Annotated in this window: 13 protein-coding genes; 8 read left to right on the top strand and 5 right to left on the bottom strand. The window is 39.8% G+C overall.

The genetic code is table 11. The annotated features are described in order from the left end of the window. Positions 1–109: 109 nt before the first annotated feature. Positions 110–871 carry an ABC transporter substrate-binding protein gene (locus Q1A31_RS18120; RefSeq protein ID WP_299880220.1) on the top strand — a complete coding sequence of 254 codons (762 nt, stop codon included), beginning with the start codon at positions 110–112 and terminating at the stop codon, positions 869–871. 65 nt (positions 872–936) lie between these two features. On the opposite strand, the gene Q1A31_RS18115 is transcribed toward Q1A31_RS18120, so the two are convergent. Continuing rightward, a complete protein-coding gene (locus tag Q1A31_RS18115) occupies positions 937–1869 on the bottom strand; it encodes a helix-turn-helix domain-containing protein (protein ID WP_299880217.1) in 933 nt (310 codons plus the stop codon). Positions 1870–2157: 288 nt separating this feature from the next. Here Q1A31_RS18115 and Q1A31_RS18110 point away from each other — a divergent pair, with 288 nt between their 5' ends. Continuing rightward, positions 2158–3678, top strand: coding sequence for an aldehyde dehydrogenase family protein (locus Q1A31_RS18110; protein WP_299880215.1), 1521 nt, complete (start codon positions 2158–2160; stop codon positions 3676–3678). Between the two features lie 200 nt (positions 3679–3878). Here Q1A31_RS18110 and Q1A31_RS18105 read toward each other — a convergent pair whose 3' ends face one another. Next, positions 3879–4361 carry a rhodanese-like domain-containing protein gene (locus tag Q1A31_RS18105; protein ID WP_299880212.1) on the bottom strand — a complete coding sequence of 161 codons (483 nt, stop codon included), beginning with the start codon at positions 4359–4361 and terminating at the stop codon, positions 3879–3881. A gap of 384 nt (positions 4362–4745) precedes the next feature. Here Q1A31_RS18105 and Q1A31_RS18100 point away from each other — a divergent pair, with 384 nt between their 5' ends. The 4 genes from Q1A31_RS18100 to Q1A31_RS18085 all read left to right on the top strand — a co-directional run bounded on the left by Q1A31_RS18100 (position 4746) and on the right by Q1A31_RS18085 (position 9577). Next, entirely contained in the window at positions 4746–5591 is an 846-nt protein-coding gene (locus Q1A31_RS18100; RefSeq protein WP_299880209.1) for a 5-bromo-4-chloroindolyl phosphate hydrolysis family protein, read from the top strand. A 151-nt stretch (positions 5592–5742) separates the two neighbouring features. Then, on the top strand, positions 5743–6945 hold the full coding sequence (locus Q1A31_RS18095; protein ID WP_299880206.1) for a toxic anion resistance protein: 1203 nt from the start codon (positions 5743–5745) through the stop codon (positions 6943–6945). Positions 6946–7037: 92 nt separating this feature from the next. After that, positions 7038–8168 carry an SPFH domain-containing protein gene (locus tag Q1A31_RS18090; RefSeq protein ID WP_299880203.1) on the top strand — a complete coding sequence of 377 codons (1131 nt, stop codon included), beginning with the start codon at positions 7038–7040 and terminating at the stop codon, positions 8166–8168. A gap of 170 nt (positions 8169–8338) precedes the next feature. Beyond that, complete coding sequence (locus tag Q1A31_RS18085; RefSeq protein ID WP_299880200.1) at positions 8339–9577, top strand: primosomal protein N' (replication factor Y) - superfamily II helicase; 1239 nt, start codon at positions 8339–8341, stop codon at positions 9575–9577. Positions 9578–9671: 94 nt separating this feature from the next. Here the strand turns inward: Q1A31_RS18085 and Q1A31_RS18080 are convergent, their stop codons facing one another. Both Q1A31_RS18080 and Q1A31_RS18075 read right to left on the bottom strand, forming a co-directional pair. Then, positions 9672–9962 carry a hypothetical protein gene (locus Q1A31_RS18080; protein ID WP_299880197.1) on the bottom strand — a complete coding sequence of 97 codons (291 nt, stop codon included), beginning with the start codon at positions 9960–9962 and terminating at the stop codon, positions 9672–9674. A gap of 583 nt (positions 9963–10545) precedes the next feature. After that, on the bottom strand, positions 10546–10836 hold the full coding sequence (locus tag Q1A31_RS18075) for a hypothetical protein (protein ID WP_299880194.1): 291 nt from the start codon (positions 10834–10836) through the stop codon (positions 10546–10548). Positions 10837–11449: 613 nt separating this feature from the next. Here Q1A31_RS18075 and Q1A31_RS18070 point away from each other — a divergent pair. Further along, positions 11450–14014: an SRPBCC family protein gene (locus Q1A31_RS18070; RefSeq protein ID WP_299880191.1), complete on the top strand. Its 2565-nt coding sequence runs from the start codon at positions 11450–11452 to the stop codon at positions 14012–14014. A gap of 72 nt (positions 14015–14086) precedes the next feature. Here the strand turns inward: Q1A31_RS18070 and Q1A31_RS18065 are convergent, their stop codons facing one another. Then, positions 14087–14875 carry an NAD(P)-binding domain-containing protein gene (locus Q1A31_RS18065; RefSeq protein ID WP_299880188.1) on the bottom strand — a complete coding sequence of 263 codons (789 nt, stop codon included), beginning with the start codon at positions 14873–14875 and terminating at the stop codon, positions 14087–14089. A 423-nt stretch (positions 14876–15298) separates the two neighbouring features. Between Q1A31_RS18065 and Q1A31_RS18060 the strand changes: the two genes are divergently transcribed. Further along, complete coding sequence (locus Q1A31_RS18060) at positions 15299–16900, top strand: cytochrome ubiquinol oxidase subunit I (protein ID WP_299880185.1); 1602 nt, start codon at positions 15299–15301, stop codon at positions 16898–16900.

The following is a 16900-nucleotide window of genomic DNA, read 5'->3' as shown; positions in this document are numbered from 1 at the left end:
AAATTAAAGAGAAGTCACCCCCCTACTTTTAAGCCGTTTTTATAACATAAAACAATAATAAGCTTGAAGCATGCATCTCTTTTAAAATTAATTATTAGAGAATTGTAAATTGAAACAAAAAGTATTTTTATTTTTAATTCTGACCTTTCTCACTACTTCACTCATCGCAGATGAGATAGTTTTAGTCGCGGATGAGTGGTGCCCATATAACTGTAATCCACTTTCTGACAATCCTGGATTCATGGTTGAAATAGCTGAAAATGCCTTCGCCAAACAAGGTCATACCGTTAAATATATTACCCTTCCCTGGGCGCGAGCTATAGCAAATATCCGTGATGGAAAGTACGATGGCATTATTGGTACAGGCAGAAACGAAACACCTGAGTTTATCTTCCCAACCACGGCATTAGGCAACGCTACCCATACATTTTACGTAAAAAAAGACAATCCCTGGAGATACAAGGGCTTGGATTCTCTGAAAGAAATCAGTCTTGGAGTTATCAGCAAATACTCCTATGGAAAACTCCTTGATGACTATATCAAACCAAATAAAGGCGGCGGAAAAGTTCAGACAAATTCTGGAAACAATGCCCTAGATAGAAATATTCAAAAGTTATCATTAGGTAGGATTGATGCACTTATCGAAGACAAATATGTATTTAATTATTACCTCCATTCTACGCAATCACTTGATGAATTTACTGATGCCGGAGTAGCTTATTCGGAAAAAGTATATATCGCGTTTTCACCCAAAATCGCAAAATCAAAATATTATGCTGAGATTTTAAGCAACGCTATGAAAGAACTTAGATCAAATGGAAAACTCGCTGTCATTTTAAAAAAATACGGCATGGAGGATTGGAGACAGTAAAATCATCCGTCGTATACTGCATAGACACCTTTTGTTACAGCTTTTTAGACCTCGGTTATTAATAACTAAAATACATTTTCATCCACTGCTTCTTCAACAATTCCACGCTGCTTATATTCTGTTGCTGTACACCCAAAAAAGTTTTTAAAGCGGTAACAGAAATGGCTCGGGTTATTAAAACCCAAATCATAACTAATGGCGGTTATCGATTCTCCATTTCTAATTCTTTCAGCTGCGTGTTTTAAGCGTAATTGCTGCTGCAGTTCTACCGGTGAACAACCCAACTTTTCCTTGAATTCAACATAGAGTCGACTGCGACTCATGCCGGCATGCTTGCACAGATGATCTATATCGAGCGGTTTTGACAAGGTGCTGTTAATCCAGTCCAGCGCAGCGATCAAACTATTTGCTTCTGGGTCTTTACTGCAATACGTGAGTAGAAAATCCCGGGTTTTATGGCGTAACATCCGAATGATTAACTCGGAAATATTCAAATCGATCAATGTGTCTCTATCCGGATGATTTTCAGTGAATAATTTAGTCAGCCTGCTGAGCAGTCTCTGAGTTTCCGAGGAATGATGCGTATGCAAAACCGGACAACCGAACTGCCAGTCATTGGCTGACTCCAGCATGGGGATTGAATCGCTCAGTCTTTGACTCACGCGGCTTACTTTATCTTTTGATATCTCAACGGTTAAACAGGTAGTTGGCTTATCTCTTCTGGCATCAGGAAAATCGATAGTTACGACCTCTCCTGGCGCCATGATAAAAGTCTCATGCGGTAGAAACTCCTGACCTTTACTTTCATTGGGCGAATGCATGATCTTGCGGCCTGTCATCATCCCGCACACCAATAACTCTCCCGCATCCAGACGCACCCGTTTTGCAGACTCATAAGTATCGTAAATACTGACTTCTGAACTGGGGCCAGCAAAGCTTATTCTATTTTCGATTAAGGTTCGCGGGGTCCTTAACCGTTTAAGTTGCTTCATCTCCATCGTGATCTCCTCTTAACTCACTGGATGGAAAAGAGTATAGCTGGTTTTGCGAAAAAACAGAGTCAAGTGTCACCACAATATCAATCACAGGACTCACACTGAATCATTTAGGATTTTCATATAAGTCTGCAATCGGATTATCCCCTAATTTACATACCAGCAAATCTAGCTCAGCTCTTTCGCAGTTTTAACAAAGGTCTGGCAGAGCAATGATTAGCGAAAATAACGAAACAGTAAAAATAATAATAAAAATTTAAAAATACTTTTAATTAAACAATGAGGACAACCATGATATATCCAGATCCAAATACCCCTGAATCAGAGATTCAATTCAAGTCACGATACGAAAACTATATCGGAGGCGAATGGGTAGCTCCCCAAAAAGGGCAATACTTTGAAAATATTTCACCAGTCAATGGAAAAGTGTTTTGTGAAGTAGCCCAATCTTCAGCAGAAGATATCGAGCTTGCGTTAGATGCGGCACATTCTGCAAAAGCGGCATGGGGCAAAACATCAGTAACTGAGCGTTCTAATATTCTGCTAAAAATAGCGGATCGCATTGAAGAAAACCTTGAACTACTAGCGATTGCTGAAACCTATGACAATGGCAAAGGCATTCGTGAAACTATGGCGGCTGATGTGCCATTAGCTGCGGATCATTTCCGTTATTTCGCAGGCTGTATTCGTGCGCAAGAAGGCGGCATCAGTGAGTTAGATGAAACCACCGTTGCTTATCATTATCATGAGCCTTTAGGAGTTGTTGGTCAGATAATACCTTGGAATTTTCCATTATTAATGGCTGCATGGAAAATCCCTCCAGCACTGGCGGCAGGTAATTGCATCGTACTTAAACCCGCGGAACAAACGCCATTATCGATTAGCTTATTGATGGAAATTATCGGTGATTTATTACCCGCAGGCGTGTTAAATGTGGTCCAGGGTTTTGGTCAGGAAGCCGGACAAGCATTGGCGACATCAGAACGCATCGCAAAAATCGCATTCACCGGCTCTACCGCAGTAGGTCAGCATATTCTGAAATGTGCTGCTGATTCATTAATCCCTTCTACCGTCGAACTTGGCGGAAAATCACCGAATATTTTCTTTGATGACATCATGAATCATGAAGACGCTTATCTGGAAAAATGTTTAGAAGGCGCAGCATTAGCCTTCTTTAATCAGGGTGAAGTGTGTACCTGTCCTTCACGTATTCTAGTGCAGGAAAATATTGCGGATGATTTTATCGAACGACTAATAGCTAAATCGAAAACCATCAAACAAGGTAATCCTCTGGATACGGATTCTCAGGTTGGCGCACAGGTTTCTAAAGAACAATTCGATATCATCCTGAATTATATTGAAATCGGCAAAGCTGAAGGTGCAGAAGTACTAACAGGTGGTTGTGTAGCATTAACCGATGATAATCTAAACAAAGGTTATTACATCCAGCCAACCGTATTAAAAGGCACCAATGATATGCGCGTTTTCCAGGAAGAAATTTTTGGACCTGTAATCAGTGTGACCACCTTTAAAGATGAAGCGGATGCGATTGCCTTAGCCAATGCTTCTGAGTATGGACTCGGTGCTGGCTTGTGGACGCGTGACATGAATAAGTCTTACCGAATGGGACGAGCCATTCAGGCAGGACGAGTTTGGACCAATTGTTATCACCTATACCCAGCGCATGCGGCATTTGGCGGTTACAAGAAGTCAGGTATCGGACGTGAAAATCACGGCATGATGCTGAATCATTACCAGCAAACTAAAAACTTATTAGTGAGTTATAGCGAAGATCCATTAGGTTTTTTCTAATTAGTTTATTAATACGTCTAATTAATATATAAGGATATTTAGTTAATTCTAAGAACAGTAGATTGGGTATATTCAGAAGCCCAATCTACTTGTTAAATATCTTAAGGTTCCTTATCTCGTTACTAACAAAATATCTTGTTAATAACAAAATAGTCACCCCCCTACTTTAAGGGCTTTTTTAGAGCATTCTCAGCACTAGATCAAACATCTTCGTTATTTACAGATAACTGATCATCTCTTAAAGGCGGATTGGTAAAGTCATCAGCCCAGTCAGGGTCTACTGCTTGTTTTTCTTTGTTAATTAATGGCAGATCTGAATCATTCCAGCCTTTGATTCCCGTTTTTAGCGACACAACATTCTCATAGCCCATTATAGTCATGGTCAATGCTGCCAATACACTGCGGTTTCCAGAACGACAAACAACGATAACTGGTTTTTTTCTCGCCTTTACTAATTCCGGTACTGTTTCAGCATAATCCCAATCACAGGCTTGTTCTAGAACGCCTCGGGGCACATGTATTGAATTTTCTATATAACAACCATCGAACTCATCATCCTCTCGGATATCGAGCAACAATGTATCGGGATTTTTCTTTATGAATTCTTCTACATCCCAGGGAAATATTTCTTCCACATGAGAATTTAGCGCATTTTCTATTAATTCTTTAAATGTTAGTGCCATACCGCTATCTTAATTTTATAGTTTCAGTGAATAGAATTATAAAATAGGTAAAAAATGAAAATAGATTCATAAATGGATATATTTCAATTTATTATCTTTTGCACAATGTTTAATTACTAATATTCATCTTTTATTAACTAAAAGTAACGTAAAATTCTGTTTGTTAATGCCATACTCTTGATAAATCCATTTACAGACACTATATAATCTGTAAATAACCTGTTTATTACACAATCTACTAACGGATAGCGATGCCTTATCTAATTCAAAAAATTATCGGCTTTATCTTACTGTCAGCCACTGTTGGACTGGTATCTCTTCAAGTGCTGTTTCATCTGAGCTAAGCATTATTCAATACTCTTTCATTCAAAGACATTAGACCTTATGACCAAAGCCACACGCTACGATCCTGAAAACCAGATTCTAAATACGGTAAAAACAGGCATTAAAGGCACCTTGTTATTTTTGATGCCTTTGCCGGTTTTGATAGGTGCGATTATTCACCTACTTAAAGGCAATGTCTTTTCCAGCATAGTCGCTGGTGCATTATTTGCAGCATTTATGATTACCGCCGTTATCGCACGCCATGGATTCAAACTTGAAAGTCGCTTTAAGCAAAAGAGATTAGCGAAAGCACCCGGCATGCCCTATAAATCATTCGCTGCTGCCCTACTAGGCATAACAACCGGTATAACCGCATTTATGCTTTCTGGTTATACCTTGCTGGCCAGCATTTTAATTGGTTTTGTGGCACTTATCGGTTTCTACCTCGCTTATGGTGTTGATCCGCGTCAGGACAAAACGGGTAATATTTCATTAGGCGTAGACCCCGATGAAGTCTTCGAAGCACTAGAAGCAGCCGAAGCAAAAATTGCGATTATTGAAAACTCACGTAAAGACATTAAAAACATCAAATTTGATCAGCATTTAAGACGCATTATCGAAAAAGCTCGTGGTATTCTTAAACTCATTGAAGATGATCCTAAAGATTTATATCGCGCGCGTAAGTTTTTAAAAGTGTATCTCGACGGTACAGCTCGAGTAACTGAGAGCTATGCTAAAACACACGGCAAAGATGCATCAACAACAGAGTTAGATAAGAACTTTCAAGAAGTACTGGATTCGATCGAATCTACTTTTGATGAACAACACAAAAAACTATTAGAAAATGATCAACTCGATCTTGATGTAAAAATAGAAGTATTAAAGACCCAGTTAAAACATATTTAGTCAAACCTAAATTGGCGAAAGTGCTACCTAGCTACATAAAAGCCAATTTAAAGCTAAATAGAGCTATATAACGGCCATATAATAACTATATAACTTATGTAGCCGACCTTAACTGACTAACTTATTTAAACGTTTATAAAGGAACCTTTTCATGTCCGAAACTACCACAAAAACAGCTACAACAACTGACGTAGCAATTCTGCCAGGTACTGAAATCGCAGAATACAAAGAAATCTCAAAAGAGATCATTGCTTACAGTAAAGCTGACAGTGATGAGAAAAAAGACATCGATCAGTTAATTTCAGAGATTAATGTAGAAGATAGAAGCTCCATTCTATTCTTCGGTAGTAAAGCGCAGGAAGAGATGAGTACGATCTCTGAGAACATGCTAGAAGGTGTGCGTAATAAAGATTTAGGCAAAGCTGGCGCACCGTTAAATGACATGATTGCTACGATTCGTGGTTTTGATATTGATGCACTTAACCCAAACAAAAAATTAGGTTTCTTTGCACGTTTATTCGGTAAAGCAAAACCTGTATCTGTATTCTTGAGCAAATACGAAGATGTGCGTAAGCAAATCAATAATATTACAGACAAGATGGAAGAGCAGAAAACACAGCTACTTACCGACATCATTTCTTTAGATAAACTTTACGATGCTAACCTTGAATATTTCCACAAGCTTGAGCTTTATATCTCAGCGGGTGATGAAAAACTTCGCATGATCGATGAAAATCAAATCCCTGAAATAACAAAAATTGCAGAAGAAGACGCTGAGAATATGCTCGCTGCGCAAGCGGTTAGAGATCTAAGAAGCGCTCGTGATGATCTTGAGCGTAGACTTCATGACTTACGTTTAACGCGTCAGGTAGCGATGCAGAGCTTACCGAGCATTCGTTTAGTTCAGGAAAACGATAAGACCCTCATCAACAAAGTTAACTCAACATTGATTAATACTGTGCCTCTTTGGAAAAACCAGTTAGCACAGGCTGTGACGATTTTCCGTATGAGTGATACAGCTGATACGGTGAAACAAGCCACTGACCTTACTAACGATTTACTCGAAAGCAATGCCGATAACCTACGTACAGCGAATGCAGAAGTTCGTCAGCAGATGGAGCGTGGCGTATTCGATATCGAATCAGTTCGTAAAGCCAATACACAGCTCATCGAAACCATTAACGACAGTTTAAAAATTGCCGAAGAAGGTAAAGTGAAACGTGCAGATGCGGCTAAAGAATTAGTGCATATGGAAGGCGAATTACGCGCTGCATTGGTAGCGGCTAAATCTCGTGCTGACAACCCAGTGAATGAAGTAGCGGGTGAAGCAGCAAAAGCGATTAGCAAAGGTTAATTACAATCAATTACCGATGGTTAAAGTGGTTTAATCATCGGCTTATTATTCATTACAAATGTAATTGAAAATTAATATCAGAGGAAGTAAACATGGGAATCTGGGATAAGTTATTTGGCGAATTCGTTGATATTATCGAATGGACGGACTCGAGTGTTGATACGATGGTTTATCGTTTTCAGCGTTACGGCAACGAAATCAAATTTGGCGCTAAACTGACCGTTCGCGAATCACAAATCGCGGTTTTTGTTAGTGAAGGCCAGATAGCAGATGTACTTGGCCCCGGTTTGTATGAACTTGAAACCAAGAACTTACCAATCCTGTCGACACTTCAGCACTGGTATCACGGTTTTGAAAGTCCTTTTAAAGCAGAAGTTTATTTCTTTAATACACGTCAGTTTGTCGATCTTAAATGGGGTACTAAAAACCCGATTATGATGCGTGATAAAGAGTTCAATATGGTGCGTTTACGTACCTTTGGAACTTACAATATCCGTATTGATGACCCCGCAAAATTCATCACTGAGATCGTCGGCACTGACGGTCATTTTACCGTCGATGAGATCAGCAGTCAGCTGCGCAACTTAATCGTCACGCGCTACACAGATATCCTGGGCAGTTCTGATATTCCGGTACTTGATCTTGCAGGTAATCAGGGGCAGTTAGGTGAATTACTCACACAACGTATTGCACCTGAATTCAAAGATTACGGACTCGAACTGACTAAGGTTCTGGTTGAGAATATATCCTTGCCACCAGCGGTTGAAGAAGCACTTGATAAACGTACCAGCATGGGCATGATCGGTAATCTGGATAAATACATCCAGTTTGGTGCAGCAGAATCGATGCAAAATGGTTCAACGGGTGGTGGTGCTGGTAGTGCCATTGAAATGGGACTAGGTTTTGCCATGGCGAATAAAATGGCAAACGATATGAATACCCAGCCAGCTGCTCCTATGCCAACACATACTACACAAGCACATCCTGCCCCTGCTCCACCGCCATTGCCAGATACAAACTGGCACGTAGCGATTGATAGAAAAGCCGCTGGACCGTTTGATTTAACCGAACTACAACAGCTTGCGATGAATAAACAAATTTCGCCGGGCACGTTGGCGTGGATTGATGGCATGGAAAAGTGGAAGTCTATCGAATCTATAGCAGCCCTGGATGGTTTGTTTGACGAAGATCAGGCTGAGCCACCTGAATTGCCAAAATCGTAACTAATTTAGGTTAAACCTTTATAAGTCACGATTATTTAAACAACATTCCTAACTACAAAGTCACCCCCCTACTTTAAGGCACTTTTTTACAGTTCCATGAAAAACACCCCATAAGTAGGGGGGTGTCTTAAACTTCATCTAGCATGATAGAAAAATGAGACACAACAGTAGTGAGTAGTTTATTCGACAAAGAGGTTAAATTTAAACCTCTTAACAGCACAGATGAAACAGCCAAAGAAAATGAGCATGTGATTACGCAAGCCCATTTTAGTTGTAAGAACTGTGGTTCAGATTTAATCTATTCACCTACTTCTCAAGACTTGGTGTGTCGTTCTTGTGGCCATCATTACCCCGTCCACACCAAAGCCGAACCCATAAAAGAAGTCGACTTCAAACAAGCATTAAAAGAACTAGATCGTCTGCAACACGCTGACCCTAAAAATGCGAATGAAATTCCCGTTATCCAGTGCCCATCTTGCGGTGCAGAATTTAGTTTTAAAAAAAATGAGCATGCCGGCGAATGCCCTTATTGTGCCACTCCGGTCATCACAGATACCCGCTATGCGCGTTTTATCGAACCTAAGTCGTTACTGCCTTTTAAGTTTGAGAAGAAACAAGCGATCGCAATATTTGATAAATGGATAGGCAGTCACTGGTTCGCGCCCTCTTCGTTAAAAAGCCACAGCAAACGCGAAGAAAAATTAGTCGGTATTTATTTACCTTACTGGACTTACGACAGCCAAACATTCAATCAGTATCGCGGACAGCGCGGCACCACGTATTATGATCGTCAGGTTTATTCAACAGTTGTCGATGGTCGACGTGTACAACGCGTAAGAACAGTTCCTAGAATCCGTTGGAAACCTGTTGGTGGGCAAGTAGATTTACATTTTGATGATGTATTAATTGGTGCGTCTAAAACATTACCCAGAACCATTATCGATCACCTGCAACCTTGGGATCTGGATAATCTGGTTCCCTATTCTGAAGAATATATCAGTGGTTTTCGTAGCGAGATTTATCAGGTCACTGTCGATCAGGGTTTCCTTCAAGCCGAAAATATCATGGAGCATAAAATCAATCAGTCGATTCGTTATGATATTGGCGGTGATCACCAGCGAATTTCAGCGGTAAATACACATCACCAGGATACTACCTTCAAACACGTGCTGTTGCCTGTCTGGTCAGCTGCGTTTGAATACCGTGGTAAAACCTATCGCTACGTTATCAACGGCCGTAATGGAACCATACAGGGTGAACGCCCTTACAGTTTCATTAAGATTGGCCTTGCAGTAATTACTGCGATCGCGGCTGCTTTGGCATTGTTATACGTAATGGAAACGAATGGTGTGTTTGATAATATGAATAGTGGTGGCTTTCAAATGGCGCCTATTGAATTTCGTTTTTAGCAACTTTTCTAACAAAACTACTGATTAAAGCTATCCAACAGAAAATCTGCCAGATAGCCTGTTAATCATCATTCTAGTATTTATTGATCAGTTATCAGTGCTGAGTATTTACGACTCTTCCCTGATAATAATCACGATGTGATACCACAAAGTGCTTTAACACACGCTTTAGCTTTTTTGCCTGTTCAAAATGCCCATTATTTTCGGCCATTTCAATATCTTCAATGATGATTCTGCGAATTTCGGGGATTCCGCTTTCACAGTTCATTAAATAAAACGCTATCTCAGACGCGACTGCATCCGGAACATGCTCATGCATAGCAATCGCATCAATTTCTTCTTCAGTACAGCCACTCATACCCTTAATGTCACAAATACCTATCATGATACCGCTCCTCTTATTGGTTATTTTCGCGAATCTTTTCACTTAACCCAGCCCAACTTCAACGGGTCAATAGATTCATTATTGTTCAGCAACTATTTAAATTTTTGATATTTTTTTCCATGGTCTTAACCACGTTTTTTTTCCTAAAATTAATCATCTTAGGATCTAAATAAGACAAATGACTTAAGCGATGGTTCAATGATTTCTAGGGATAGTTTGATGTAAGCGCAGACATAAAACGCACAAGGTTTTACAAGTATTTGATTAACGAAAAGTAAGGCAGTTAAGAATACGATAATGAGATCGTATGAGTGAACACTAAGTGATGGATTCAAGTAACGTTTTTATGTAAAAAAAATGCGTTGGCTATTTAACTGAAGCTTATTGAATTTAATTACTGACAATTCCTGAATCAGACTGCTTTTGACAAGAGTTTATTGCAATTAGCTTGTTTCATGGATTTGTTACACGAGTGTTTATAAGAGTCATCCACAACCATAAATAATACTACCTAGCAAAACTGCCAGATAGGCTATTAATAATCGTGTCTTATACTGAATGTCTAGTGTTCAGGATCTTTTATTCAGTGCTTAAGACTTGCTACTGTGCCCTGGTAATATTTACGCTGAGTCATTAGGAAACGCTCTAACACACCCTTCAGTTTTTTTACTTGTTCTAAATCCCCAAGATTTTCTGCCATTTCAATATCTTTTTTGATGATTCTGCGAAGTCTGGGAACACCACCATGACTATTAATAAAATCAAAAGCGATTTGACACGCAACCGTATCCGAGACACGTTCGTGGATAGCTATCGCATCAATTACCTCTTCGGTACAACCGCTCATACCTTCTATATCACAAATACCTAACATGATTATGCTCCTTCATTGCTTAAGTCTTAAATTGTTCTGCAACTAATCGCAGTCTATTTTTTGAACTTCCTATAGCCATCCCTCTAAATATAATTTTAAGTTATAAATAAGACATAGAACTAATACGTTGGTTCAATCATCATATACGTGATTAGTTATTATACAATAGTTCAATGATATTTAATTTTATTATTAAGGTTGACCGTCTATAAGGCTTTTTGATGATTTAAATTGCTGTAAAATTAACCATTCTTATACTTTTCTCAAATTTTTTATTATGCAATGACGTTTTATACTGTTATTTTTTTAAGGGATTTTTACTCCTCTTTCAGCTCTTTTATACTCACTTTTTTGCTCACTTTTTTACTCGCTTTTATTCAAAAGCGACCTCTTCACAGTAGATTTTGCCTCGAAGCAATTGACTGATTGCTTAAAAAAAATTGTCTGTTTAATATCCGAGAAATACCCATTCTTAAGTTTGGTTTTACACGCTAGTTTTAAGCTTTATTTTGAATTTGTTTTATGTCTAGTTCTAAAGCAAATAGTTTAAATTAGCGTTTAAAAATATGCGTTTTCTGTGAATGGCATTTTTCGATGGTACAGGCTAATAAAAATGAAAATCAATAACTCTCAGAATGAGCTTTTAAAGCACCTCACAAGCTGCAAACCCAATTGGAGTTTGCCTCAAGCGTTTTATAATGATGAGAATATTTTTCAGGCTGATTTAGAAAACGTTTTTTATAGCGAATGGCTTTTTATCGGGCACGATTGCCAAATACAGGATGTGGGAGACTTCTTTCGTTATGAAATTGGTGATTACGATATCATCGTTTTACGCGCAGAAGACAATAGCGTTAAAGCCTTTCATAACACCTGTAGACATCGCGGCTCTCGTCTTTGCAAAGAAGATAAAGGCCAGAAATCCCAGTTAGTCTGTCCTTACCATCAATGGACCTATGATCTTTCAGGCAAGTTGAAATATGCCAAAGATATGGGCGAAGATTTCAACCCAAAAGAGCATAAACTACATAGCGTTAATTGCGAAACCATTGAAGGTATCATTTATCTTTGTCTTAGCGATAATGCACCTGATTTTGAGAAATTCAAACGCACCGTTTCTCCCTACTTGAAATCACATCACTTAGAAGATGCAAAAATAGTCCACGAAAGCAGTATTATTGAGGAAGGAAACTGGAAATTAGTCTTAGAAAATAATCGTGAATGTTACCACTGCGCAGGCAGTCACCCGGAACTTTGTCGCACCTATTCTGACGACCCATCAATCACTGGAATACCTGATGAGTTAGACCCAACCTCTAGAATAGTACAAGACCACTGGGATAAATGTGCTGCATTGAATATTCCCGCTAAATTTCACCTTAGCGACGATGGCCAATACCGTATTACTAGAATGCCATTGCATCATGAAGCAGAATCTTTCACCTTGGATGGTAAAGTTGCCTCTAAAAAATTAATGGTCGATACCACAGACAAAGCACTTGGCACGCTTTTATTTTTCCATTATCCAAATACCTGGAACCACTTCTTATCTGACCATTCAATTACTTTTTGTGTCACCCCATTAAGCACCAACAGAACCAAGGTAACCACGAGATGGTTGGTTCATAAAGACGCCGTTGAAGGCAAAGATTATGATCTAGAGACACTAACCACCGTATGGAAAGCGACTAACCAGCAAGATTTAGTATTGGTTGAAGAAAACCAGAAAGGAATTCGATCACCCAACTATATGCCTGGCCCCTATTCCGTTTTACATGAAGATGGCGTAATACAGTTTATCAACTGGTATCAAGAAATCAGTCAACGAAAAGCATCTTCCATAGAAAACAATGTGATCTATATCGAAGGCTTGGCTCCAATAATCCCTGGTGAATTGACTCCTGCAATTGAACTCGAAAATGCTGTAGATCTACAAGCAGCTGCGCCAATCACCTCTCAAAAGCCGACTGTATATGATAATAAAACGTCACACCACGATAGTTCAGCGATTGACCTGTTACAAAAAGCCAATCTGAAAAAGTTTTCGAAAAAGCCCGAAGAAGATGAAGAAGGTATTGAAAAGCCGAGTTTTGATCAGAATAAAATTCCCTACCTGTATTTAGACCAAAGCCAACCGTGGGAATCGCAGAGTTCGATGTTAAAACTGATTAATATCGTGCCTGAAACGCATGATGTCATCACCTTCTCTTTTCGTACTCACGCCAATAACTGGTTTAGTTTCGCCCCGGGACAATTTATTACACTCGAATTGCCTATGCCCGGCGAAAAGATTTACCGCACCTATACCATTTCATCCAGCCCTTCCAGACCGCTGTCTTTATCCATAACGGTTAAATTAAATCCGAATAGTATTGGCAGTAAATGGATGTTTGAAAACCTCAAACTAGGCATGGAGTTACGCGCCTTTGGCCCCGCTGGCGAATTTCATCTATATAATCACGATGCGGATAAATACTGCTTTATTTCTGGTGGTAGCGGTATCACGCCGATGTTGTCGATGACGAAATACTTATTCGATCGCGGTGGTGAGTTAGACATTAGTTTTATCCACTGCGCACGCAGCCCATCGAATATCATCGCCAAAGAACAGGTAGAAAGACTATCCACACGAATCCCGGACTTTCAGATTGCATGGATTGTGGAAGAGCGCGAACCCTTCCTTCCGTGGACGGGATACACCGGTCGTATTAACCAATTAATTCTTGAATTAACCACACCCGACTTTTTCGAACGAGAAATCTATTGCTGTGGTCCTGCAATATTTATGCAAACGGTGCGTGATATTTTAATCGCCGCCGATTTTGACATGAGTCATTATCACGAAGAAAGCTTCGATATGCCGGTATTGGAAGCAGAAAAAGTTGAGCATGATGACGTCTTTCTGGATGAGTCTGTAACGACCACGGTATCTTTCTTAAATTCTGGGAAATCGTTGCCATCCAATCAGAAAATCACCTTATTAGAAACATCATTAGAAGCGGGTTTGAATATCCCAAGCGCCTGTCAATTTGGTGTCTGCGGAACCTGTAAAGTGAAAAAGAAATCAGGTGATGTGCACATGGTGCATAACGGTGGAATCAGTGATAAGGAAGTCGATGATGGATATATTCTGGCTTGCTGTTCCTATCCATTAAACGATGTAGAAATTCAGTATTAGGATTTATGAAAGATAACTGACACTAAAACCCCCCTATAAGTAGGGGGGTGAGTAAAGTATTATAACAAACCTCTATTCGTCACTGGCATCTAGCTTGGCTTTGATCATATCTAGCGCGTCACTCCATTGTTGAAAAGCTCCACCCGCTTCAAGTTTATCTAAGCCTAATTTGGTATACGTACCATCTTTGGCTATTTCAGCTGCCAATTCATCTAAACCCTCTTGCGGTCTACCCAAGGCATAATTCGCCGCTCCGATAGTATTATGCAAAACCATATTACGAGCATCCTCGGCATCGACACCGTTATTGGTTAACCAGTTAAATTGCTCATCAAAAAAGCGATACATCCAACCATTCAAGCAAGCCATTGCTGATGCTTCTTCAAATTGAGATTCTTGTTTGAAAGCAATTGTTTTACCCAGTGAATCAGCTAAAGCCTTTACTTCAGGTATCTCAGGATAAATGGGGACAAAACCTAGTGCATTTTCAGCGGCAACACCGGGCAAGATCAAAGCCAGTTTCTCGGGCAAATCTGCCTTATTCCTGACCTGCTCAATGGTTAGCCCCGCAACTGCAGAAACCACGATCTTATCTTTAGGGAATACCAGACCTTCCAGTAACGCTGTCAATTGCCAAGGTCTTACGGCTAACAGAATCAAATCTGATTGATCGATAACCGTTTGATTATTCTCAGCGACTTCACAATTCTTATTATCAGCAAGATATTTAGCTCTCTCTGCATTTCTTGGGCTGAGAATTATGCGTCGCTGATCGCCTGAATGTCTGAGTCCTGTAACCGTGTAAGTGGCTAAGTGACCTGTTCCTAGAATTCCCAGAGTTGTTTGATTTTCTGATTTCATTTTTTCTCAATTATTTATCTTATTCATGGATTCACTAAAGCGTAAACCACCAATGGGATAAAAACAGGGAAATTTGAGATTTAATTAATAACTAAGTCACCCCCCTACTTTTAGGCACTTTTTTATAGGTCTTTTTATCAACCTTTTCATCGTCGTTATTATTGAACTTATATAGCATTCCGCTATTAAAGAAATTTAAGTTTTGTTCCAATATACATGCCCCCAGCTTTGTTTTAGCTTTGCCTCCAATACACCCGAATGTGCCTAAAAAAATACAGAAATAGTCTGCCACTTGATATTTGCAATGTTTTTAATAAAAAAAATCTGGCACTTTGTTAATTATCAAAGACACACTAAGCGTTACCGAATATAAATAAGAACTTACTAATTTACTAATACAACCTACAAGAGAGCATCGCTATCATGATTCCAGAAGAAGTCGTCGATATATCGCGCTTGCAGTTTGCCACTGTCGCTTTATATCATTTTATATTTGTACCATTAACCTTAGGAATGACGTTCATACTGGCCATTATGGAGTCAGTTTACGTTATGACGGGTAAACAGATTTACAAGGACATGGTTATGTTCTGGGGTAAATTATTCGGCATTAACTTTGCCTTGGGTGTTGCCACGGGTTTGACCATGGAGTTCCAGTTTGGTACCAACTGGTCGTACTATTCACATTATGTGGGTGACATATTTGGTGCCCCGCTGGCGATTGAAGGATTGATGGCATTCTTTCTGGAATCAACCTTTGTCGGCATATTCTTCTTTGGCTGGGATCGTTTAAGCAAAGTATCGCATCTCACCGTAACCTGGTTAATGGCTCTCGGAACTAACTTTTCAGCGCTTTGGATTTTAATCGCCAATGGCTGGATGCAAAACCCGATTGGTGCAGAATTCAATATCGAAACCATGCGCATGGAAATGACCAGCTTTTCTGAGGTTTTATTCAACCCTGTGGCGCAGGTGAAGTTTATTCATACGGTTTCAGCAGGTTATGTGGCTGGTTCTATGTTTGTCTTGAGTATCAGTGCCTGGTACTTATTGAAGGGACGCGACATAGGTTTTGCCAAACGTTCTTTTGCCATTGCGGCTGGCTTTGGTTTAGCTTCTATTTTATCCGTTATTTTACTTGGTGATGAAAGTGGTTATGAGACTGGCGAGTTACAAAAAGCAAAACTCGCTGCCATTGAAGCAGAGTGGGAAACAGAACCTGCACCTGCTGCGTTTACCTTATTCGGATTTCCTGATCAGGACGCACAGGAAACGCACAATGCGGTGAAAATTCCTTATGCTTTAGGCATTATCGCAACGCGCTCACTTGATGAAGAAGTGAAAGGCTTAAAAGATATTATTGCCGAAAATGAACAACGTATTCGTAATAGTAAGCTGACCTATGCTCTTTTCGAAAAAGTGCGCAAAGGTGAAGCATCCGAAGTTGAGAAACAAAGCTTTAATGAAACTAAAAGTGAGCTTGGTTATGCCCTGCACTTAAAGCAGTTTGCACCTAATGTGGTGGATGCTACAGAAGAGCAAGTCAAGGCGGCTGCCAAAGACACCATCCCACATGTTGCTCCAATTTTCTGGGCTTTCAGAATTATGGTTGCAGCTGGTTTCACCATGCTTTTTGTATTTGCTCTGGCTTTCTTATTTACGGCAAGACGCACAGTATTCAAAAAACGTTGGTTCTTATGGATTTCCTTCCTCAGTTTACCGCTGCCATGGGTAGCCATCGAGACTGGCTGGTTTGTCGCTGAGTATGGTCGCCAACCATGGGCTGTGGGTGAGATTTTACCTACTTCTATGGCTGTTTCTTCTCTGACTTACAATGATATTTTTTACAGCTTAATTGGCTTCGTTATTTTCTACACCATACTTTTGGTGATCGAAGTTTATCTTATGCAAAAGTTTGCCCGCCTAGGTCCAAGTAGCTTACATACGGGTCGTTACTACCACGAAAAAGAAGGTGGAAAAATGTATCACCCTCATTCATCAACCCCAGAAGCCGAGTTGCTATAA

It is taken from the genome of uncultured Cocleimonas sp., from assembly GCF_947495625.1.
GTDB lineage: Bacteria > Pseudomonadota > Gammaproteobacteria > Thiotrichales > Thiotrichaceae > Cocleimonas.
The sequence above is the reverse complement of the archived record's forward strand: the minus strand, read 5'-3'. Positions and strand labels throughout refer to the sequence as shown.

Excerpts from the sequence above, each read along its gene's own strand:
- Q1A31_RS18115 (WP_299880217.1), bottom strand. The coding sequence starts at position 1,869 with ATGGAGATGAAGCAACTTAAACGGTTAAGGACCCCGCGAACCTTAATC.
- Q1A31_RS18110 (WP_299880215.1), top strand. The coding sequence starts at position 2,158 with ATGATATATCCAGATCCAAATACCCCTGAATCAGAGATTCAATTCAAG.
- Q1A31_RS18105 (WP_299880212.1), bottom strand. The coding sequence starts at position 4,361 with ATGGCACTAACATTTAAAGAATTAATAGAAAATGCGCTAAATTCTCAT.
- Q1A31_RS18100 (WP_299880209.1), top strand. The coding sequence starts at position 4,746 with ATGACCAAAGCCACACGCTACGATCCTGAAAACCAGATTCTAAATACG.
- Q1A31_RS18095 (WP_299880206.1), top strand. The coding sequence starts at position 5,743 with ATGTCCGAAACTACCACAAAAACAGCTACAACAACTGACGTAGCAATT.
- Q1A31_RS18090 (WP_299880203.1), top strand. The coding sequence starts at position 7,038 with ATGGGAATCTGGGATAAGTTATTTGGCGAATTCGTTGATATTATCGAA.
- Q1A31_RS18080 (WP_299880197.1), bottom strand. The coding sequence starts at position 9,962 with ATGATAGGTATTTGTGACATTAAGGGTATGAGTGGCTGTACTGAAGAA.
- Q1A31_RS18075 (WP_299880194.1), bottom strand. The coding sequence starts at position 10,836 with ATGTTAGGTATTTGTGATATAGAAGGTATGAGCGGTTGTACCGAAGAG.
- Q1A31_RS18070 (WP_299880191.1), top strand. The coding sequence starts at position 11,450 with ATGAAAATCAATAACTCTCAGAATGAGCTTTTAAAGCACCTCACAAGC.
- Q1A31_RS18065 (WP_299880188.1), bottom strand. The coding sequence starts at position 14,875 with ATGAAATCAGAAAATCAAACAACTCTGGGAATTCTAGGAACAGGTCAC.
- Q1A31_RS18060 (WP_299880185.1), top strand. The coding sequence starts at position 15,299 with ATGATTCCAGAAGAAGTCGTCGATATATCGCGCTTGCAGTTTGCCACT.